The sequence below is a fragment of the Pseudomonas sp. 5.2 genome (assembly GCF_059025405.1).
Map to the genome: position 1 here is coordinate 340,558 of NZ_JBYBHH010000005.1, position 20,108 is coordinate 360,665.

The window sequence follows — 20,108 nt, forward strand, 5'->3', positions numbered from 1 at the left end:
TTGCTTCGCTCCGGCTACTCCTTTGTCGGCACTGGAAGCACGAGACCTGTTGTGACACCGATGGCGCTATTGATCGCGCCCCACACCACACCCACCACTGCATTCCAGAGTTTCTCGACGGTCACTTGGAACAAGCCCTTGAGCGTCGCGAGAAAGTTATCGGTCATGTTCTCGATGCCGTCGAGGAAGAACTCCCGAGTTTCTTCGGTTATTTCACCCGTTGCTATCCCTTCCGCCACAAGCTTGGCCTGCACAACGATCGCCTTCAATTGACGGTCGGAAAAGCCTTTAACTGCCACGATGTCCTTGTTGATGATTGCATTGACTGCGCCTTTGATGTCCGTAACCAGTTGCTCCACGTCTATGGCTGCCATGTTCTTCTCCTGATGCGATCACGCTAGCGTTCCAGTGCCGCTTCATAGGTCAATGCCTGATCCATGTAGATGAGTACCTGCCCTTTGAACGCCCGAACCTCACGGCCGGTAATGCCATGTTTCTTGTCGATCTCGCGCATCCGTGAAACCGTCTTCGAAATCTCCATCAATGCGGTGGAACTGGAGACCACTTGACGTTCGTCTGAAGCGCCAGGGGCTTCCCCCATCGTATTGATCGCCGTCACCAGATGGTTTGTCGGCGCAGGACGCGCTGCGGCTTGCAGCGCAAGTGCATCAAGGCTACCAATGACGTTGTTGTACTGGTTTTCTCGGTTGGCAAATGTTTCTTTTGTCGTACCGTCGGATGCTGAAGCCATCAACTCCATCGTTTTTGCGTTGACCGACGTCAGCCCTTCCACCAAGGCATGATCATAAAGGGGAGCAAGTTGTGTGGTACACGCCCCTATCGCAAGCACTAACGCGACACCCATGCTGCGAAGAAAATTTGTTTGCGCAGATGCTCGCATTGGCTTTCTCCCATGCAATAACAGTCGACATCTCAAGACGCCATGCAGTCGTTTGATACAGGCAGAAAACGTGGCCCTGCTTTACGCGAAGGCTTTCGCCAACAAACGCTCAAGGGTGTCCTGGTCCAAGAGGCCGGTTTCGGCAATGCCTTGTGTTTCCTGAAAACGGATCAGCGCCGAAAAGGTTCGGCGGCCACGGATGCCGTCAATCGGCCCAGGGTCCATGCCAAGGTATTGAAGCGCGACCTGGGCGGTGCGCAGGCTGAGGTCGGGCAAGGTCACCTTGAACTTCGCATGGGCAGCAGCCAGGCGCGTGTCGTACTCATTGCGTTTGAACTCCCCACCGTTGTAAGTGCGAGCAAAGGACACCCAATTGTTACGCTGCAGCGCACCCGCCAAGTTATTATTTTTGATGAAGTTCGCCATGGCCTGTAGCTGCGAGTTCTCGTCCTTTACCATGCCGGCGACCAGCTTATCGGCAGAGTCAAAGCCGGCCGCCTTGAAGTTGAACCCCATGACTTGGCCAATCCCCCAGGATGCACTCTGCAGCGCAGCGGTCTTGTCCAATTGTATGGCCTTTTCCAGCCTTCCATATTCGCCGGCACCGCCAATGTAGCCACCGGCCTTGGATTTGCTGATATCGGCATTGCTGTCGTGCGCACCTTGGGTCAGCCGGTGGAAGACATGCCGTTCGAAAAGTATCTGTGGTCGCCGGTCGGCAAGAAAACCGAAGCCACGTGTCTCGACCGTTAGTACCGCCCATATTTCCGATTCGGATACGCCCAGCGTGTCGCAGACTTCGTTCATGCCTTCGTCGTTCAATGGACTGCCTTTGCCTTGGAAATTCATACCCGCCTCCTATTTGGCCAATGTTCGAGGTGTTGCCCCTGATCGAATTGGCACCGGTTAAGTGACGCGTACGCATCCATTGCCCGCGAGTCAGGCGTAGACGGCATCACCTGCCGCCTTGCGCCTGCGAAGCTCTGCCAACATGCTCCTTTCGCTCATGCCGTTGGCCCAGGTCGGGCGCAGCTGGAAGTGAGGCTGGTCGACGATAGTCTTCCAATTACCTCCCCACTCCAGACCCAGTTCCATGCCCAGTACGCCAACCGCCTTGTACTTTGGCGAGTCATCGAGGTACTGGTTGCCCTCGAATACGCCAATGTCGAAGGCGGTGCCGAAATTGTGATTGGACTCACCGCCTCGGGCATGGGTGACGATTGACGTGTTGGGGATCGTTCGGCCCTTGGCATACAAACGATCTTGTTCCTCGTAAGTGCGCAGCCCACTGATGATCTTGATGCGAATGCCTGCAGCCGCCGCGTTAAAAAGCAACTCGCGGGCGTAGGGACGAACTTCCGGCAACAACGTCTCGATCACGCCTTGGCTGCGGGTATCGACGGCTGAATCTTCATTTTCCTCGACCTCGAGTGGGCCAACGATATGTTCATAAATCGCGCCCCACGTCTGTGGGCCGGCTCGCCCATCTACGTCGATGTGCAAGGCCCTCTGTACCGCAGTGATCATCTTTTCGATATCCATCTGCAACCCTCCTTCTTCGGGATGGCCAAGTCAAAACGCCTAGGTCGGCTTTTCCCGTGGGGAATAGTAGGGCCGCCCACAACGCATTATCAGCACCTGAACGGACGCGGATGATTTAAAGGGTTCACGCACATAACCTCGTCCATAAAAGCAGTTGCCACGTCAGTGCTTAAATGACGCGTCGAAAATGGACGACTGTAGATTCAAGCGTACCCGCGTCGGTTTACGTCTACATGTGAAGTAGTCAAGAGCGAGTTGTGAGCAAATTCAAAGTGCAGAGATAGAAGATTTCGCTATGCGCTCTATTGCTGGCCGGCGTCAGCACTGAATTGATTAGCGAAGTTGAAAATGCCGCCAGGAGATAGTCGATACAAAACAAGAACGCCTCGTCAGGATTGAAGGCATCATCGAGGCCTAGGGAAAGCCGTGTTTCCCGTGAATGTCTGAGATACCAGGCAGCTATACATCAATCCTGCCGGGCGTTCAGCTTCTCTCGTTCAAATGCCTGACCACCTGGTCTGCTACCTGCGCCAGGCAGCCTTTGAAGAAGTGATTGGCCGCGCTATAGACCACGACCGGGCGGTGCTCTGGCCGTGCCCAATCAAGCAGGTTGGCCAGCGGCGCCATCTCGTCGTGCTCGCCATGCAGCAACAGGCAGCGGGACGGTAACGGCAGCGCTGGGTAGAACCGCCCGCCAGGCACCTCTCCCACCGGCAGCCCCAACAACGCGACAGCATGCAGCGAGCTTTCCAGCGTGACCGCGACCCTGGCAAACACGTGCGCACCAAACGAGAAGCCGACGAGTGCGATGGGCAGCTCGGGGTAACGTTCCTGCAGGTGCCTGACGACGACAATGCTGTCTTCGGCCTCACCTACTCCCTCGGCATGTGCGCCAGCGGTTTGCCCCACTCCGCGAAAGCTCGGGCGCACCACGCGCCAGCCTGCAGCGCACAGCTTGCGGGCCAAGGTCAGCGGTACCACGTGGTGTGGGCTGCCGCCCAGCAAGGGTTGCGGATGGCTGACCACCGCAATGCCCCTGACGGGCAACACCGGTTCATCGACAATCAATTCGATCAGCCCGGCCGGGCCCGTGATCAGCTGTTCGCTTCGTGCATCATCGTGCATCGCTATCTCCATCGACCGCTATCGTTTCGTCCGTTTCATTCGGTGCCGACTTGGCTGCTGGCAACGCGCGCAACACCATCACTACCAGCCCGACATTGATTGCCGCCAAGCAGCCCAACGCCATGAGCACCCCCATGGCACCGAAGTGCTGCAGCAGGTAGCCGCCAACTAACGGTGTCAGTGCCTGGCCGATCAGTGAAGGCCGCGACATCTTGCCCATCAGCACCACGTACTGCGACGGTGGCAACAACGCCAGCGGTAGCAGGCCGCGAACGATCGCTCGCAGTCCGTTGCCCAGGCCGTAGAGTAACAAGCCCGCCGCTGTCGCGCCTGGCGCAAACGCGACTAACAATACCCCTACCGCAACCAGCACGACTGACACCAGTGCAGTCCAAATGGGGTGGCGCTTGCCCGCTAGCATCTGCAACACCCGCGAGGCGACCTGGCTCGGCCCCAACAACGCCGAAAGCGCGATGGCAGCAGCCAGCGAATAGCCCAGCCCTTGCAGAACGGCGACCAGTTGCACCGAAATGGCGGTCATGACGACCGCCCCCAGCGCGAAGATCCACGTCAGTTGCAGGTACACGCGTCGGTTCACGCCCGCGCTGCTCTGTTCGATGAGGCGCTTGCGCGGCGCTGACCGGACGGCGCTCGGCAGTACCTTGAGGTAAAACGGCGTTGTCACCAGAAGCACTGCGGCATAGCCGACACACGCGTAGCGCCAGCCCACATGCTCGATGGCAAATGCCACCAGCGGCCAGCACAGGGTTGTGGCAAACCCTGTAATCAGGGTGATGCCGGTAATGGCTTTACCCGCACGCTCGGCATACAGCGCACCCAATGTCGCGAACAGCGCTTCGTAGAGCCCGGCGGCCATGCCAACACCGATGATCACCCACGCGAGCAAAAACGTCGGCAACGTCTGGCTAGCCGCGATCATCAACAACCCGAGAGCAACGATCACGCCACTGCTGGCCAGTTGTGTCCGGCCACCATAACGGGCAACCAGGCGGCTCGACAGCGGTGCAAGCAGGGCCGAGACCATCAGGCTCAGCGACAACGCGCCGTACACCCACTGGCTGCCCCAACCGGTCTCGCGCGTTATCGGCTCGCCCATGACCGCCAGCAAAAAGAACGAGCCGCCCCAGACCAGAATCTGCAGCATGCCCAGGCAAAAAATGCCAAGGGCCCCGGGTAGACGAGCTTCGGCGTGCACGGTAAACCTTCAACAAGACGAACGAATCAGTGCGCGGGACGCACGCGCCTAGTTTAAGGCGATGCTGCGAGCGGTGCTAAACCCTCTGGGCATAACAGCTATTGACCCCTGCACCTGCAGGGGTCGGCACAATGCCACTTACGACTTGCGTTGCAAGGTGTGGTAATTCAGCGCTTCGCGCGCTTGCTTGAGGGTGCGCCCTTCGCTGATCAACGCACGGATATCCGCTTCGACTGCTTCGATCTGACGGGCAACCTGGGCAACTTCTTGCGCCCGCTCACGCGGCACTACAACAACGCCGTTGGCATCGGCAACGATGATGTCACGGCAGCAGACACGCGCCTGGCCGATGGAAACCGGCTGGTTGACCGATTCGACCTGGACACGGTCCTTGCCCGTGCGCATGAAGCGCCCCTGGGTAAACAGCGGATAGCCATCGCCCAAGGCCTTGTTCACATCGCGGCAGACGCCGTCGATCACCGTGCCAGCAATCTTCCGGGCCCCGGCATATTGGGTCATGATATCGCCCCACACGGTGCAGTCGGTGCGGCCATCATTGTCGATCACCACGATATCGCCCTCAGCGACCTCTTCGATGAAGTCACCAACGGTGCCCGGTGGCACGCTCGCCGACACGTACTTCACCGTGAACGCCGGCCCCACGACCACCTGCTTGTAGTTGTCGAGCGGCATCACACCAAAGCAATGGCCAGGCAGGCCGAGCTTGTCCAAGGCATCCGAGACGCCGGGCGTGTCCAGGCCTTCGAACAGTGCGACCAGCGCTTTATCTTCTGCGTGCATCATTAGCTCCTTTCAAACAGACGGATTGATCACAACGGGTGACACCACAGGCCGTGAGGTCACGCCTTTTGGGTCTTCGGCACCGGCTCCAGAATCGTCAGCAACAGCACAAAGCTGGCGAACGAACCAATCGCAAGGTAAGAGAACACGTAGTTCCAGCCATAACTGTCAAGCAACAAGCCGGTCAAAAACGGCGTCGCCGCAGCCCCTAGCTGCCCGACCATGTTGACGATGGCGTTGGCGACGGGGAACGTCTGCTTGGTCGCCAGTGCCATTGGGTAAACCATGTAAGAAGAGAACCCGAAGCTCAGCACGATGCCGGTCGCCATCAGCAACAGGCCGTACGAGAACGGGTCGGCAGGCGAATGAATCAACAGGTACATCATCACCGAGGTACCCAGCGCTGAGAGCAGCATCCCAGGTTTGCGCCGCCCGCCCAACCAACGGTCCGAGCAATAGCCGCCCAACAGGTTGCCCAGCACTGCCCCAACCCAAGGCGCAGCCGAGACCAACCCCATATTCATCAACGAGAAGCCTTTGACGGTGATCAGGTAGGTGGGGATCCAGGACAACAATACGCTGGAAACACCCAGCTGGAAGCAGTACGCCAGCGCACTCCCCCAGATCAACCACGAACCGAAGACCTGGCGCTTGGTCTCCAGCGCCGCTACCTCGCGCCGACGAATGAAGAAGTCCAGGCGCTCGAAGCCTCGCCCTGGGGTCTTCTGCGCGGCGGGTTCATTGCTGGCGACGTTGTCGCGCGGCGTTTCGTCAGTGATGTAATCAAGCTCCGCCTGATTGACGAAGCGGCTTTTCGAAGGGTGGTCGGCAATCAGAAAGTACCAGGCGATCGACAGCAAAATGCCCGGCACGGCGAAGAAATAGAACACCTCGCGCCAGCCCCACACCGCGATGATCACGGCACACAGCGGCGGTACGATGACCGGGCCGAACTTGACCGCAGACAGAAAAATGCCTGAAGCAATGCCCTTTTCTCTCGGCGGAAACCAGTTGTTGATGGTGGTGGTCATGCTGATCGGCAGCGGCCCTTCGGCAAGGCCCAGGCCGAACCGATAGATTTTCAACGCCAGCAGTGAGCCTGCGGTGCCCACCAACCCGGTCAGCACCGACGTCATGACCATGGCGGTCGGCAAGATCCGGCTCACGCCCAGGCGGCTGAAGGCCAAGCCTGCCGGGATTTGTGCCAAGGCATAAGCCAGCAGGAACAGGCTCATCAGCCCACCCGCTTCGGCGTTGCTCATCTCGAACTCTTTGCGAATAAAAGGCAACGCCACGCCGAGATTGGCACGGTCGGCGGCAGCGATGGTGTAGATCGAGAAGATCATGCCAGCCACGATCCACCGGTAACTGCTGCGCCCTTTGGCATAGGCAACTTCAGCGATCGACATAGGTACATACCTTTGTTTTTGTAATTCGGCGGTAATCTAGGCGCCGCAAAGGTAGAAAAAAAGCGACAATTACTCACCACTTATCATCACTTTTAGTGGACAATCGCTTTCACTCACCTGCCTTGAAATCACTTCGGGGCCGCTCTGAAACGGGCTTTTCACACCTGGAGCACGCGATGATCACGCTGAAGCAAATCGAGGCCATCTACTGGATTGTCGAGCTGGGCAGCTTTGAAGCGGCTGCCGCCAAACTCAACATGTCTCAATCGGCGATCTCCAAACGCGTGCAAGAACTCGAGGATGCCTTTGGCGTAGCCATCTTCGACCGCTCGAAACGCAGCGCCCGGCTGACCCAAAAGGGCCTGGAGCTACATGGCTGCGCCGTTGAAATGTTGCGCCAGCGGGATAACCTGCTGGAGCGCATCAGCTCGAAAGAAACGCTGGTCCGACGCTTCAGGCTCGGCGTAACGGAACTCACGGCGCTCACGTGGTTGCCGAACCTGGTCGATCAAATTCACCAGACCTACCCCAAGGTCGATCTGGAACCCTCGATCGAGTTGAGCACCGACCTGTTGCGCCGGCTCGAGGCTGACGAGCTTGACCTGATCATCGTGCCTGACATCTTCCGCGATGCCCGCTTCATCAGTACCCCGCTCGCCTCTGTCGAAAACGCGTGGATGTGCTCACCCTCGCTGTACCCGAGTGACGCCCCCATGGACTTGCAATCGCTGTCGTCGTTTACGGTACTCACCCAGGGAGGCAGCTCAGGCACCGGAAAAACCTACGAACGCTGGCTGGCGGAACATGACGTGCGGCTGACCAAGACGCTCACCAGCAACTACCTGGTGGCACAAGTCGGGTTGGCGATTTCGGGTGTCGGGCTCAGCTACCTGCCCAGGCAATGCATGAGTTCGATGATCGAGCAGGGCCGTTTGAAGGTCATACAAACCGACTTGCCACTGCCGCCGATCAGCTATGTCTGCGTGCACCGGGCTGACCGCTACCAAGGGCTCAGCAATGAAGTGGCGCGGTTGGCGCAACAGGCCTGCGACTTCACCCGGCTTATCATCACCTGAGGCGATGTTTTTTAATCAATAAATATCGCTAAAAGTAACGGTAGTTCTCTCCTACCATCGACCCATACCCCACTGGGTCAAGCCATTCAGGAGATTGTCATGCTGTTACCCGGGTCTCGTATCCTGCCGTCGCCAACACTCGCCCCTGCGCATGTGATCGAATCGTTCCGATCGGTCGTGACGCCGCACATCAGCGACAACCTGGGTCGACACATTGGCGCGCGAGGGCTTACCCGCTACAACACCTCGGGCAAGCTGGTCGGCACTGCGCTGACCGTCAAAACGCGCCCCGGCGACAACCTGTTCATCTACAAGGCACTGACGCTGCTCGAACCCGGTCATGTACTGGTCATCGATGCCCAGGGTGACACCAACAATGCGGTCATCGGCGAGTTGATCAAGCTCTACGCAGAGCAGCGTGGCTGCGTCGGTTTCATCGTCGACGGGGCGATTCGCGACGTTGAAAGCTTCAAGACCAGCCCTTGCTATGCACGGGCTGTCGTGCACTGCGGCCCTTACAAGAGCGGGCCGGGCGAAATCAACGTGCCGGTTTCGATTGGTGGCATGCTCGTCTCACCCGGTGACATCATCGTTGCTGACGAAGACGGCATCGTCGCCTTCCCCCAGAACGTGGCTGAACTCGTGCTAGGCAAAGCGCGCGAACACGAGGCTCACGAAGAGGCCGTCAAGGCAGAGATTGCCACGGGTGCACTGGACCAGTCGTGGCTCGACAAGGTGCTGGATAAAGCAGGCTTGTCGAACTGAGGTGAACTGATCGCCAGGGGCTGCTGCGCAGCCCTTCGCAGGCAAGCCAGCTCCTACAGGGGGAGCGCATTCCTTGAAATTAGCATAATCCTGTAGGAGCTGGCTTGCCTGCGAAGGGCCGCGCAGCGGCCCCTTTGGCCCTAACAGTCCTACCCCAACAACTGGCTCAACACCGCCCGCAACTTCCCCGGTTTGACGGGCTTGTTCAGCAGCGGCGCGCCAAGCTTCTGCAAGGCGCGCCGGCACTGATCGCTGCGGTCTGCGGTAATGATCACCGCTGGCATGGCGACGGCAAAATGCTCGCGCAAGTGCCTGACCACCTCGCAACCCACAACGCCGTGGTCCAGGTGATAATCCGCCAGGATCAACTCCGGCGCCTGCCCCCGCAAGGCCGCCAGGGCACCGGCCTGGTCGGTCGCAGTCACCACCTCACAGCCCCACTGCCCAAGCAGCGCGCCCATGCTTTCGAGGATGCTCACTTCGTTGTCCAACACCAGCAGCCGGCGGCCGGGTAACGGGTTTCCGGCGCTGGCTTGCGGCATAGCAGGGTGAGCAGGCAGCGGCACTTCTGTGCCGATCGGTACCTCGATGCTGAACATCGAGCCACGCCCCGGCCACGACCGTACCTGGACGCAGTAACCGAGAATCTTGGCGATCCGCTCGACGATAGCCAACCCCAGGCCCACGCCTTTGCGATCGGCAGCACGGCCGACGTCCAGTTGGTTGAACTCAAGGAAAACAGCCTCCAACCGATCTTCGGCGATGCCCCGCCCGGTGTCCCAGACCTCCAGGCGCAAGTGGCTGCCGCAACGCCTGGCCCCGAGCAAGATCTTGCCTTCGTCGGTGTAGCGGCAGGCGTTGCTGAGAAAGTTGCGCAAAATCCGTGTCATCAGCCGCAGGTCGGTGTTGATGGCATAGTCGCCAATGTGCGCCCGCAGCTTCAGCCCTTCAGCGTCCGCCACCGAACTGAACTCCGAGACCAGCGGGCCGAACAGTTCGTCGAGGCGGTACAAGGCCACGTCGGGCTTGACCGCCGCCTGATCGAGCCGGGAGATGTCCAACAGGTCGGTCAGCAGGTCTTCGGCGCCTTCCAGTGCCTGGTGGGTGCGCTCCACCAGCACCTGCTCCGCCTCCGGCAACTGCCGTTCGCGCAGGGTCGAGATCAGCAGGCGGGCGGCATTGAGCGGTTGCAGCAGGTCATGGCTGGCAGCAGCCAGGTATTTGTCCTTGCTGCGGTTGGCGGTTTCGGCGGCGTCGCGGGCATCGCGCAGGGCGCGGGCAATCGCTTTACGCTCGGTGATCTGCTGCTGCAGGTTGCGGTTGGCCTCGAGCAGTTCATCGGTCCGCGCGGCGACCCGTCGTTCGAGTTCGTCGTTGAGTTGCTGCAGGTGCTGCTGGGCCTGCTTACGTTCGGTGATGTCGGCGACAAAGCCTTCGACCAGCCCTTCGTGGCCAGGCTTTAGCAGCAGGTTCATCAGCACATCAAGGTGGCTGCCGTCGCGGCGCCGCAAGCGGGTTTCGTAGCCGTGCAGGCTGTGTTCGCGCGCGAGCGTCGCAGTGATCGCATGCAGCTCTTCGGCGCCGCCAACAAACAGGTTGGCGGCCAGGTCCGTCAGGGAAAACAGCACCGCCTGCGGGCTGTCGTAGCCAAGCATGCGCGCCAGCGCGGGGTTGGCGGCACGCATGCCTTCTTGCAGGCTGGCCTGGAAAATCCCGTGGACGGCATTTTCGAACAGCCATTTGTAGCGGTTGCGTTCGGCCTCCAGCTCGTCCAGGCGGGCTGCCAGCTCCGGGTAATGGCTCTTGCGTGCCGAGTGGTCGCCCAGCCCCAGCAGCCCGGCGAGCGCCCGCTGCTGCTCGTCAGAGGGCCTCGCCATAAACGACCTCGACATCACGCTGGCTCGACTCGCGGGGGTTGGTGAGGATGCACGGGTCATCCATCGCATGTTGCGACAGGAACGGGATGTCGGACGTACGCACCCCATGCAGGCCAAGGGTTTCGTGGAAGCCGATCGCGTGCTTCAGGGCGATCAGGTGCTCCACCAGGCGCCCGCAGATCTGCCGGTGGTTAAGCCCGCGGCAGTCGATGCCGAACACCTCGGCAATCACCTTGAAACGCTCGGGTGCCGAGCTGTAGTTGAACGCCACCACGTGCTCCACCAACACCGCGTTGCACAAGCCGTGGGGCAAGTCGAGGAAGCCGCCCAGGCTGTGGGACATGGCGTGGACCGCACCCAGAATCGCATTGGAAAACGCCAGCCCGGCCTGCATGCTGCCCAGCATGATCTTCTCGCGCAGGGCGATATCGGTCGGGTTGGCGATCATCTGCACCAGGTTGCCATTGATCAAGCGCATGGCTTCCAGCGCATGCGGATCGGTCAACGGCCCGTGGCCGGTGGACACAAACGCCTCGATGGCATGCACCAGCGCATCGATGCCGGTGCAGGCAGACAGGAACGGGTCCATGCTCAGGGTGGTTTGCGGGTCGATCAGCGAGACGTCGGGCACCACCGCCTTGCTGACGATGGAAAACTTCATGCGCTCCTGCTGGTTGGAAATGATCACGAACTGCGACACGTCGGCCGAGGTGCCGGCCGTGGTGGGGATGAGGATCAGCGGCGGGCTGGGCACGCGGATCATGTCCACCCCTTCGAACTCGAGAATACTGCGCCCGTGGGCGACCACGATGCCGATCGCCTTGCCGCAATCCATCGGGCTGCCGCCGCCGACGGCGACGATCACGTCACAGTGGTTTTCCCGGTAGATCTCGGCGCCGAGCATGACCTCTTCGACCCGCGGGTTGGGCGAAACGGCCGTGTACAGGCAGTAGTCGATGCCTTGGGCCTGCAGGCTGGCCTCGACATCCGCCACCCAACCCGCAGCGATTACGCCGGGGTCGCTAACCACCAACACCTTGCGCGCACCGAAGGTCTTGGCGTAATTGGCGACGTTGTGCCGGCAGCCGGCACCAAAGATGATTTCAGGCGAAACGAACTTGCGAAGTGGGCTGAAACTCTGGCTCATTGGAAAGCCTGTTCTTATTGTTCTGGAAGGTAATCGCCAGCCTAAAGCATCCCGCAGCGAAAGCAACCAGACCAAAGCGGGGGCCCGGCTTAGCCACGAAAAATCAGCCGCGACGCCTGCTCGTTGCGCAGGGTCAGCTGCGCCATGCCCTGCCCTGCGGTCTGCGCTTGCTCCCGGGCCTTGAGGATCACCCCGTGGTGCGGCGACTTGCTGCACACCGGGTCGGCGTTGGCGGCATCGCCGGTGAGCATGTACGCCTGGCAGCGGCAGCCGCCCAAGTCCTGGTGTTTTTCATCACACGAGCGACAAGGCTCCTTCATCCAGTCATTGCCACGGTAGCGGTTGAAGCCAAAAGAATCGTTCCAGATGTGCTCGATGCTGTGCTCGCGCACGTTGGGGAAGGCCACCGGCAACTGGCGGGCGCTGTGGCACGGCAGCGCAGTGCCGTCTGGGGTGATATCGAGAAACAGGTTGGCCCAGCCGTTCATGCAGGCCTTGGGGCGTTCTTCGTAGTAGTCCGGCGTGACGAAAATCAGCTTGCACGGATGCCCCTCGGCCTCCAGCCGCTGGCGATACGCTTGGGTAATGGCTTCGGCCCGCTGCAATTGCTCGCGGGTCGGCAGCAGGCCGGCACGGTTGAGCTCGGCCCAGCCGTAGAACTGGCAGGTCGCCAGTTCCACGAAGTCCGCCTGCAACGCCAGGCACAGCTCGATGATGTCGGCAATCTGGTCGATATTGTGCCGATGGGTCACGAAATTCAGCACCATCGGGTAGCCCTGGGCCTTGACTGCCTTGGCCATCGCCAGCTTCTGGGCGAACGCTTTGCGCGAGCCGGCCAGCATGTTGTTGACCGCCTCATCTGCGGCCTGGAAGCTGATCTGGATGTGGTCGAGCCCGGCGACCTTGAAGTCGCGGACTTTCTGTTCGGTCAGGCCAATACCCGAGGTAATCAGGTTGGTGTAGTAGCCCATGTCCCGCGCGGCCTTGATCAGCTGCGCGAGGTCCTGACGCACCAGCGGTTCGCCGCCGGAAAAGCCCAGCTGCGCGGCGCCCATCGCCCGCGCTTCGCGGAACACGCGGATCCACTCGTCAGTGGTCAGCTCCTGGCCATGTTGGGCAAAGTCCAACGGGTTGGAACAATACGGGCATTGCAACGGGCAGCGGTACGTCAGCTCCGCCAGCAGCCACAGCGGCGGCCCCGGGCGCGTGTCATTCGATCCAGTGCTTGCCACGGGCCACCTCCAGAAACGCCAGCACATCCTCGTCCAGCCCCTGTGCATCGGGGAAGCGCTGCGCCAAGCCGTCAATGATCGCCGCCACACACCGCTGGCCGTCCAACAGCTCTAGCACCAAGCCGGCGCTGGCATTGAGCTTGATCATGCCCTCGGGGTACAGCAGCACATGGCAATCCTGGCGCGGCTCCCATTGCAGGCGGTAGCCGCGGCGCAACCCCAGCACCTGTTCGCCATCGATCAGTTTCACAGGGCGATCCCCCGATGCCAGACGTTTTCCTGGGTCACGCTGTGATAAGGCGGCCGCTCCAGCTCATACGCCATGCTCATGGCATCGAGCATGCTCCAGAGCACGTCGAGCTTGAACTGCAAAATCTCCAGCATCCGCTGCTGGCCGGCACGCGTGACGTAATACGCCAAGGTGATGCGCAGGCCATGTTCGACGTCGCGCCGCGCCTGGCCCAGGCGCGTGCGGAAGTAGTCGTAGCCGGCGGCATCGATCCAGGGGTAGTGCTGGGGCCAGCTGTCCAGGCGCGACTGGTGGATCTGCGGCGCGAACAGTTCGGTCAGCGAGCTGCTGGCAGCCTCCTGCCAGCCTGCGCGGCGGGCGAAATTGACGTAGGCGTCCACAGCAAAACGCACCCCAGGCAGGACCATCTCCTGGGACAAAATGCGCTCACGCGTCAGCCCGACCGCCTCCCCCAGGCGCAACCAGGCTTCGATGCCGCCTTCGCTGCCCGGCGCGCCATCGTGGTCGAGCACCCGTTGCAACCATTGCCGGCGCACTTCGCGGTCCGGGCAGTTGGCGAGGATTGCCGCGTCCTTGAGCGGGATGTTGACCTGGTAGTAGAAGCGGTTGGCAACCCAGCCCTGAATCTGCTCACGGGTCGCACGCCCGGCATACATCGCCTGATGGAAGGGATGGTGGATATGGTAATAGGCGCCCTTGGCACGCAAGGCCGCTTCGAATTCAGGGGGTGTCATGGGGGTGTCGGTCATTGCGGTTCTCCAGGCGCGCGGTGCCAGCCCTTACAGCGTGATAGACAAGCCGTCGTACGCCACTTCAATCCCCCGCCGATCCAGCAAAGCCCGTTCGGCCGAGTCTTCATCGAGGATCGGGTTGGTGTTGTTGATGTGGATGAGGATCTTGCGCTGGCGGCTGAAGCCCTCCAGCACGTCGAGCATGCCACCCGGGCCACTCTGCGCCAGGTGGCCCATTTCACTGCCCAGGCTTTGGCCGACTTCGCACACCCGCATCTCGTCGTCGCGCCACAGCGTGCCGTCCAGCAGCAGGCAGTCGGCATGGCGCATCCAGCTCGCCACTTCGGCATCGACCTGCCCCAGGCCCGGCGCATAGAACACCGAGGCACCACTGCGCCGGTCCTCGATGAGCAGGCCAATGGTGTCGCCCGATTGCGGGTTGCCGCGGTTGGGCGAATACGGCGGCGCGTTGCTCAGCAACGGGACCGCGCGAAATTGCAGGTTTGGGCAGGCAGCGATGCGAAACGGTTCGCGGTCCAGGCCGATGCATTGCCACTGCAAGCCACCATTCCAGTGCTTGAGCAGGGTAAACAGCGGGAAACCGCTACTCAGGTCTTCATGCACCCGCTCGGTGCACCACACCGTGTGCGGGCAGCCTTCGCGCAGGCTGAGCAGGCCCGTGCAATGGTCGATCTGGCTGTCCAGCAGCACCACCGCGCCAATTGCCGTGTCGCGCAGGCGGCGCGCCGGTTGCAAAGCGGGGAAGTTTTCGAGCTGGGCGCGGATGTCGGGTGAAGCGTTGCACAGGATCCACTGCTCGCCATCGTCGCTCACCGCGATCGAAGACTGCGTGCGCCGCTGCGCCCTCAGGCTGCCATTACGCACACAGGTGCATTGGCGACAGTTGCAGTTCCACTGCGGAAAACCACCGCCAGCGGCGGAGCCGAGAACACGAATGTGCATGGACAACGATCCCCAGAGAAGGAACGGCCATCGCTACGATGGCCGCAGAGCCATCAACGATTGGCGAAATACATCGTCACTTCGAAGCCAATGCGCAGGTCGGTAAAGGCGGGTTTAGTCCACATGGGGCGGTCCTCTTCTTGTGCCGGGCAATTCCGGTAGAGGCATTAATGCACGGGGGGCGGCGGGGCCGAATGCTACTTTGGAACGAGCTTGCGGGGTGCGTTGGTAGGGGGTTGTCTAGTTCTGTACCGGCCTACTCACGGGCAAACTGCTCCCGCCTGGATCAGTGTGGATCTTGTAGGAGCTGGCTTGCCTGCGAAGGGCTGCAAAGCAGCCCCCGAGGCCATCCAAGGCTTAGAAAAAGCCCAGCGGATTGATGTCATAGCTCACCAGCAGGTTCTTGGTCTGCTGGTAATGGTCGAGCATCATCTTGTGGGTCTCGCGGCCCACGCCGGATTTCTTGTAACCGCCAAACGCCGCATGCGCCGGGTACAGGTGGTAGCAGTTGGTCCACACGCGGCCGGCCTTGATCGCCCGGCCCATGCGGTAGGCGCGGTTGATGTCACGGGTCCACAGGCCTGCGCCCAGGCCGAACTCGCTGTCGTTGGCGATGGCCAGCGCTTCGGCTTCGTCCTTGAAGGTGGTCACGCCCACCACCGGGCCGAAGATCTCTTCCTGGAACACGCGCATCTTGTTGTGGCCCTTGAGCAGGGTCGGCTGAATGTAGTACCCGGTCGACAGGTCACCGTCGAGCCGCTCGGCAGCGCCGCCGGTGAGCAACTGCGCGCCCTCCTCCTTGGCAATCTCCAGGTAGGAGAGAATCTTGTCGTATTGCTGCTCGGAGGCCTGGGCACCCACCATGGTGTCGGTGTCCAGCGGGTTGCCACGGGTGATCTTGGCGATTTTCTTCATCACCTCGGCCATGAACGGCTCGTAGATCGACTCCTGGATCAGCGCCCGCGACGGGCAGGTGCACACCTCACCCTGGTTGAAGAACGCCAGCACCAGGCCTTCGGCGGCCTTTTCGATGAACGCAGGCTCGGCCTGCATGATGTCTTCGAAGAAGATGTTCGGCGATTTGCCGCCCAGTTCGACGGTAGACGGGATGATGTTCTCGGCCGCGCATTTCATGATGTGCGAGCCCACCGGGGTGGAGCCGGTAAAGGCGATCTTGGCGATGCGCTTGCTGGTGGCCAGGGCCTCACCGGCTTCACGGCCAAAGCCCTGGACAATGTTCAACACACCGGCTGGCAGCAGGTCGGCGATCAGCTCGGCGAAAATCGTGATCGACAACGGGGTCTGTTCAGCGGGTTTGAGCACCACGCAGTTACCGGCGGCCAGGGCCGGGGCGAGCTTCCAGGCGGCCATCAGCAGCGGGAAGTTCCACGGGATGATCTGCCCGACCACACCCAGGGGTTCGTGGAAATGGTAGGCCGTGGTCAGCGCGTTGATCTCTGCCGCCCCACCTTCCTGGGCACGGATGCAGCCGGCAAAGTAACGGAAGTGGTCCGCCGCCAGCGGCACGTCGGCATTGAGGGTTTCGCGCACAGCCTTGCCGTTGTCCCAGCTTTCGCTGACGGCCAGCACTTCCAGGTTTTGCTCGATGCGGTCGGCGATCTTCAGCAGCACCAGGGCGCGGTCCTGCACCGAGGTTTTGCCCCAGGCGTCGGCAGCGGCATGCGCGGCGTCAAGGGCGTGGTCAATGTCCGCGGCGGTGGAGCGTGGGAATTCGGCAATCGGCTGGCCATTGACCGGCGAGCTGTTGGTGAAGTACTCGCCACCGGACGGCGGCACGAACTCGCCGCCGATGAAATTGCCGTAGCGGGGTTTGAACGACACGATGGCGCCTGGGGTTCCGGGTTGTGCGTAGATCATGCTGAGCCTCTGCGGGTCGATGCCTGTCCAACGACAGGCGATGGACCGATGGTAAAAAGCCCCGCGTGCCAGACGTATGCATCGTTGGCAGCGGAGCTCTCGTCATTTGGTAGTAGGGCCGCAAGCGGCCCGGTGTCAGCTTTGCGGCTTGGCGCTGGGTGCTGGCGCCTCGGCACTGGCCGCTTGCTGCAGCTGTTTAGGCAACTTGAAGGTCCAGAGCATGCCGCCCTGGTTGAAGTCCTTCACCCGCTTGGCCACTTCGCCGCCCCACAGCGGCACCGCGCCGCCCCAGCCGGACAGCACCGAGACGTACTGCTCGCCGTCCATTTCCCAGGTCACCGGCGAGCCAAGTACGCCGGAGCCCGTCTGGAACTCCCAGACTTTCTCGCCGGTCTTGGCGTTGAACGCCTGCAGGAAACCTTCCGGCGTGCCGGTGAACACGAGGTTGCCTTTGGTGGTCAGCACCCCGCCCCACAATGGCGCGAAGTTCTTGTGGCGCCACACTTCCTTGCCGCTGACCGGGTCAATGGCGCGCAGCACGCCGATGTAGTCTTCGTTGAGCGGTTTGATGGTGAAACCGGCCCCGAGGAACGCCGCGCCTTTCTTGTAGGCAATCCCTTCGTTCCAGATGTCCATGCCCCATTCGTTGGACGGCACGTAGAACAGCCCGGTATCCCTGTTATAGGCCATGGGCATCCAGTTCTTGGCGCCGAGGAAGGCCGGTGCGACGAACACGGAACTGCCCTTGGCCTCAGTGCCCGGCGCCCCTGGCCGGCTGGCCTCGTTGTAGATCGGGCGGCCATTCTTGTCCAGGCCGGTCGCCCAGGTGATCTTGTCGACGAAGGGGAAGCCGCGGATGAATTTGCCGTTGGTGCGGTCCAGCACGTAGAAGAAGCCGTTGCGGTCAGCGGTTGCGGCGGCCTTGACCTCCTTGCCGCCGTCCTTGTAATTGAACGAGATCAGCTCGTTGACGCCGTCGAAATCCCAGCCGTCATGGGGCGTGCTCTGGAAGTGCCATTTGATGGTGCCGTCGTCCGGGTTCAAGGCCAGGCGCGACGAGGAATACAGGTTGTCACCTGGGCGCAGGTGGGAGTTCCACGGCGCCGGGTTGCCGGTGCCGAACAGCAACAGGTTGGTTTCAGGGTCGTAGTAACCGCCCAGCCACGGCGCTGCACCACCGGTCTTCCACAGGTCGCCGGGCCAGGTCTTGCCCGCCTCGCCGCCCGAGATACCGTTCTCGATGGCCTTGCCGTCTTTGTAGACGTAGCCCATGTGCCCTTCCACGGTCGGGCGCATCCACAGCAGCTCGCCGTTTTCCGGGTTGTACGCCTGGATCTTGCCCACCACGCCGAACTCGCCCCCGGCCACACCGGTGATCAGCTTGCCGTTGACGATCATCGGCGCGGCGCTGATGGAATAGCCTTCCTTGTGGTCGGCGACCTTCTTGCTCCAGACCACCTTGCCGGTGTCTTTGTTCAGGGCCACCAGCTTGGCATCCAGGGTGCCGAAGAACACCAGGTCGCCGTACAGCGCCACGCCGCGGTTGATCACGTCACAGCAAGGGCGAATGTCATCTGGCAGGCGCGCATCGTATTGCCAGAGTTTTTTGCCGGTACGGGCGTCGACGGCGAACACCCGCGAGTAGGAGCCGGTCATGTACATCACGCCGTCCTTGATCAGCGGCTGGGCCTGCTGGCCGCGCTGCTTTTCACCGCCGAACGAAAAGGCCCAGACTGGCCGCAGTTCCTTGACGTTGCCGACATTGAGCAGGTCCAGCGGGCTGTAGCGCTGGCCCTGGACCCCCAGGCCATTGGTCACGATCTGCTGCGGGTTTTTCGGGTCCTGGAGGATTTCTTCATCGCTGACAGCGGCCTGTGCCGCGCCGGACAGCAGCATGGCGCTGAGCACCAGGCTCACGGCGAACAAGGGACGACGTGGGGATCGGGTCATGACGGCTACCTTTGGTTTTTTTGTTGTGCCCGGGAAATTTTCCCGGTGTGCCGAGAATTCTTGTGCCCGACCTGCTTGCCAACAATTGCCCGCAATGTGGAGTTTTCTACTTCCTTGGTACAGGGGCTTTCATAGAACAGCGCATAGCTTGTTGAGCTAGCAGGGACTCTGTGGGAGCGGGCTTGCCCCGCGAACACCGGCAAAGCCGGTGCCAAGCACCGCGTAGCCCCGTTCGCGGGACAAGCCCGCTCCCACAACCTGTAGGTTGCTTCTGCTGGTCAAATAGGCGGCTTGCCGTCGATACGCTGCAACCGCAAACGCTCATACCGCGGGTACAGGTGACTGACGCTGCGAATCAACTCATAACGGGTCAGGCTGATACCGGCAAACCGCTCAGGGATCGGGCTGCGGATCATCTCGACCATGTCATCCCCACGCGCTGCCCCCTCGCGCATCAGGCCATCCAGCCAGCCCAGGTAATCACGCATCTGCGCAAAAGGCTTAGCATCGCTGGCCACCGGCCCATGCCCCGGCACGAGCTGCTTCCAGGGCAAGGCCTGCAAGGTGTCCAGGTCCTTGAGCCAAACGTCCAGCCCTGGGCTGTTGGGGGTGGTCAGGGCGCGCTCGTAAAACACCAAATCGCCGGCAAACAGCACCCCAGTCTTCTCATCGAGAATCGCCAGGTCCGCACCGGTATGCCCGCCCAGCGCCAACAGCCGCAACCGGTGCCCACCCACCTCATGCACACCCGGTTCCAGCACCCGGGTCGGCAGCACCACCTCGGTGCCGCGCATCCAGTCACCGACCAAGCGGTACATGTTCTCGGCCATCGCCTCGCCCTGCTGGCGCAGCAGGGCGCCTGTGCCAGCCAGGGCGCCAATAGGCACGTCGGTAAAGGCCTGATTGCCCAGCACATGGTCGGGGTGATGGTGGGTCAGCAGCACTTCGACCACCGGCTTGTCGGTGGTCGCGGCAATAGCCTGGCGCAGGGCCTCGCCGTAGCGCTTGGACGGCCCGCTGTCGATCACCACCACGCCGCTGTCGGTGACGATGAACGCGGTATTGACGATATTGCCGCCATTCGCCTTGGCGAAATTGTCGGTGCTGCCCTCCAGCAGCCAAGTGCCTTCCGCGATTTGCCGGGGCGTGAGTCGATAGTCCAGGTCCGCCCAGGCCGGTAGGCCCAGGCACAGCAACAACAGCAGCATCCAACGCATGACAGGCGCCTCTGATCAGGGGGTGAAG

At 61.4% G+C, this 20,108-nt stretch carries 20 protein-coding genes; 2 read left to right on the forward strand and 18 right to left on the reverse strand.

The genetic code is table 11. The annotated features are described in order from the left end of the window. Nucleotides 1–14 precede the first annotated feature (14 nt). From AC5PZ0_RS10775 to AC5PZ0_RS10810, 8 genes are all read right to left on the reverse strand, one after another. Nucleotides 15–374 carry a hypothetical protein gene (locus AC5PZ0_RS10775; RefSeq protein ID WP_493854891.1) on the reverse strand — a complete coding sequence of 120 codons (360 nt, stop codon included), beginning with the start codon at nt 372–374 and terminating at the stop codon, nt 15–17. Between the two features lie 23 nt (nt 375–397). Then, nucleotides 398–901: a hypothetical protein gene (locus AC5PZ0_RS10780; protein WP_493854892.1), complete on the reverse strand. Its 504-nt coding sequence runs from the start codon at nt 899–901 to the stop codon at nt 398–400. An 81-nt stretch (nt 902–982) separates the two neighbouring features. Beyond that, the gene (locus tag AC5PZ0_RS10785; RefSeq protein WP_493854893.1) at nt 983–1,750 is read right to left on the reverse strand and encodes an N-acetylmuramidase domain-containing protein; all 768 of its coding nucleotides are present in this window, start codon (nt 1,748–1,750) and stop codon (nt 983–985) included. A 90-nt stretch (nt 1,751–1,840) separates the two neighbouring features. Beyond that, a complete protein-coding gene (locus AC5PZ0_RS10790) occupies nt 1,841–2,443 on the reverse strand; it encodes a M15 family metallopeptidase (protein WP_493854894.1) in 603 nt (200 codons plus the stop codon). 483 nt (nt 2,444–2,926) lie between these two features. Further along, entirely contained in the window at nt 2,927–3,568 is a 642-nt protein-coding gene (locus AC5PZ0_RS10795) for an alpha/beta hydrolase (protein WP_493854895.1), read from the reverse strand. Further along, nucleotides 3,558–4,733: an MFS transporter gene (locus AC5PZ0_RS10800; protein WP_493854910.1), complete on the reverse strand. Its 1,176-nt coding sequence runs from the start codon at nt 4,731–4,733 to the stop codon at nt 3,558–3,560. Before AC5PZ0_RS10800 ends, AC5PZ0_RS10795 begins: the two co-directional genes overlap by 11 nt. 189 nt (nt 4,734–4,922) lie before the next feature. After that, nucleotides 4,923–5,585, reverse strand: a complete 663-nt coding sequence (locus tag AC5PZ0_RS10805; RefSeq protein ID WP_493854896.1) for an RraA family protein — start codon at nt 5,583–5,585, stop codon at nt 4,923–4,925. 59 nt (nt 5,586–5,644) lie between these two features. After that, nucleotides 5,645–6,994, reverse strand: coding sequence for an MFS transporter (locus AC5PZ0_RS10810; RefSeq protein ID WP_493854897.1), 1,350 nt, complete (start codon nt 6,992–6,994; stop codon nt 5,645–5,647). 176 nt (nt 6,995–7,170) lie between these two features. Here AC5PZ0_RS10810 and AC5PZ0_RS10815 point away from each other — a divergent pair, with 176 nt between their 5' ends. Further along, nucleotides 7,171–8,070, forward strand: a complete 900-nt coding sequence (locus tag AC5PZ0_RS10815; protein WP_099453863.1) for a LysR family transcriptional regulator — start codon at nt 7,171–7,173, stop codon at nt 8,068–8,070. A 99-nt stretch (nt 8,071–8,169) separates the two neighbouring features. Beyond that, the gene (locus AC5PZ0_RS10820) at nt 8,170–8,835 is read left to right on the forward strand and encodes an RraA family protein (RefSeq protein WP_252824531.1); all 666 of its coding nucleotides are present in this window, start codon (nt 8,170–8,172) and stop codon (nt 8,833–8,835) included. A gap of 149 nt (nt 8,836–8,984) precedes the next feature. On the opposite strand, the gene AC5PZ0_RS10825 is transcribed toward AC5PZ0_RS10820, so the two are convergent. The 10 genes from AC5PZ0_RS10825 to AC5PZ0_RS10870 all read right to left on the reverse strand — a co-directional run bounded on the left by AC5PZ0_RS10825 (nt 8,985) and on the right by AC5PZ0_RS10870 (nt 20,080). Beyond that, on the reverse strand, nt 8,985–10,712 hold the full coding sequence (locus tag AC5PZ0_RS10825; RefSeq protein ID WP_493854898.1) for a PAS domain-containing hybrid sensor histidine kinase/response regulator: 1,728 nt from the start codon (nt 10,710–10,712) through the stop codon (nt 8,985–8,987). Continuing rightward, a complete protein-coding gene (gene ercA / locus AC5PZ0_RS10830; protein WP_252824533.1) occupies nt 10,696–11,859 on the reverse strand; it encodes an alcohol dehydrogenase-like regulatory protein ErcA in 1,164 nt (387 codons plus the stop codon). Before ercA ends, AC5PZ0_RS10825 begins: the two co-directional genes overlap by 17 nt. 89 nt (nt 11,860–11,948) lie before the next feature. After that, the gene (gene pqqE / locus AC5PZ0_RS10835) at nt 11,949–13,091 is read right to left on the reverse strand and encodes a pyrroloquinoline quinone biosynthesis protein PqqE (RefSeq protein ID WP_493854899.1); all 1,143 of its coding nucleotides are present in this window, start codon (nt 13,089–13,091) and stop codon (nt 11,949–11,951) included. Further along, nucleotides 13,069–13,341, reverse strand: coding sequence for a pyrroloquinoline quinone biosynthesis peptide chaperone PqqD (gene pqqD, locus AC5PZ0_RS10840; protein WP_493854900.1), 273 nt, complete (start codon nt 13,339–13,341; stop codon nt 13,069–13,071). The genes pqqE and pqqD overlap by 23 nt, the downstream gene beginning before the upstream one ends. Beyond that, entirely contained in the window at nt 13,338–14,090 is a 753-nt protein-coding gene (gene pqqC / locus AC5PZ0_RS10845) for a pyrroloquinoline-quinone synthase PqqC (RefSeq protein WP_027596451.1), read from the reverse strand. The genes pqqD and pqqC overlap by 4 nt, the downstream gene beginning before the upstream one ends. A gap of 30 nt (nt 14,091–14,120) precedes the next feature. Continuing rightward, nucleotides 14,121–15,035 (reverse strand): pyrroloquinoline quinone biosynthesis protein PqqB, encoded by a 915-nt coding sequence (gene pqqB / locus AC5PZ0_RS10850; protein WP_493854901.1) that lies wholly within the window; start codon nt 15,033–15,035, stop codon nt 14,121–14,123. A gap of 53 nt (nt 15,036–15,088) precedes the next feature. Continuing rightward, nucleotides 15,089–15,160: a pyrroloquinoline quinone precursor peptide PqqA gene (gene pqqA, locus AC5PZ0_RS10855; RefSeq protein WP_003253598.1), complete on the reverse strand. Its 72-nt coding sequence runs from the start codon at nt 15,158–15,160 to the stop codon at nt 15,089–15,091. Between the two features lie 232 nt (nt 15,161–15,392). Further along, nucleotides 15,393–16,913: an acetaldehyde dehydrogenase ExaC gene (gene exaC, locus AC5PZ0_RS10860; RefSeq protein WP_274883365.1), complete on the reverse strand. Its 1,521-nt coding sequence runs from the start codon at nt 16,911–16,913 to the stop codon at nt 15,393–15,395. A 135-nt stretch (nt 16,914–17,048) separates the two neighbouring features. After that, a complete protein-coding gene (pedH, locus tag AC5PZ0_RS10865; protein WP_027596448.1) occupies nt 17,049–18,863 on the reverse strand; it encodes a PQQ-dependent alcohol dehydrogenase PedH in 1,815 nt (604 codons plus the stop codon). A gap of 278 nt (nt 18,864–19,141) precedes the next feature. Beyond that, complete coding sequence (locus AC5PZ0_RS10870; RefSeq protein ID WP_493854902.1) at nt 19,142–20,080, reverse strand: quinoprotein relay system zinc metallohydrolase 1; 939 nt, start codon at nt 20,078–20,080, stop codon at nt 19,142–19,144. Nucleotides 20,081–20,108 lie beyond the last annotated feature (28 nt).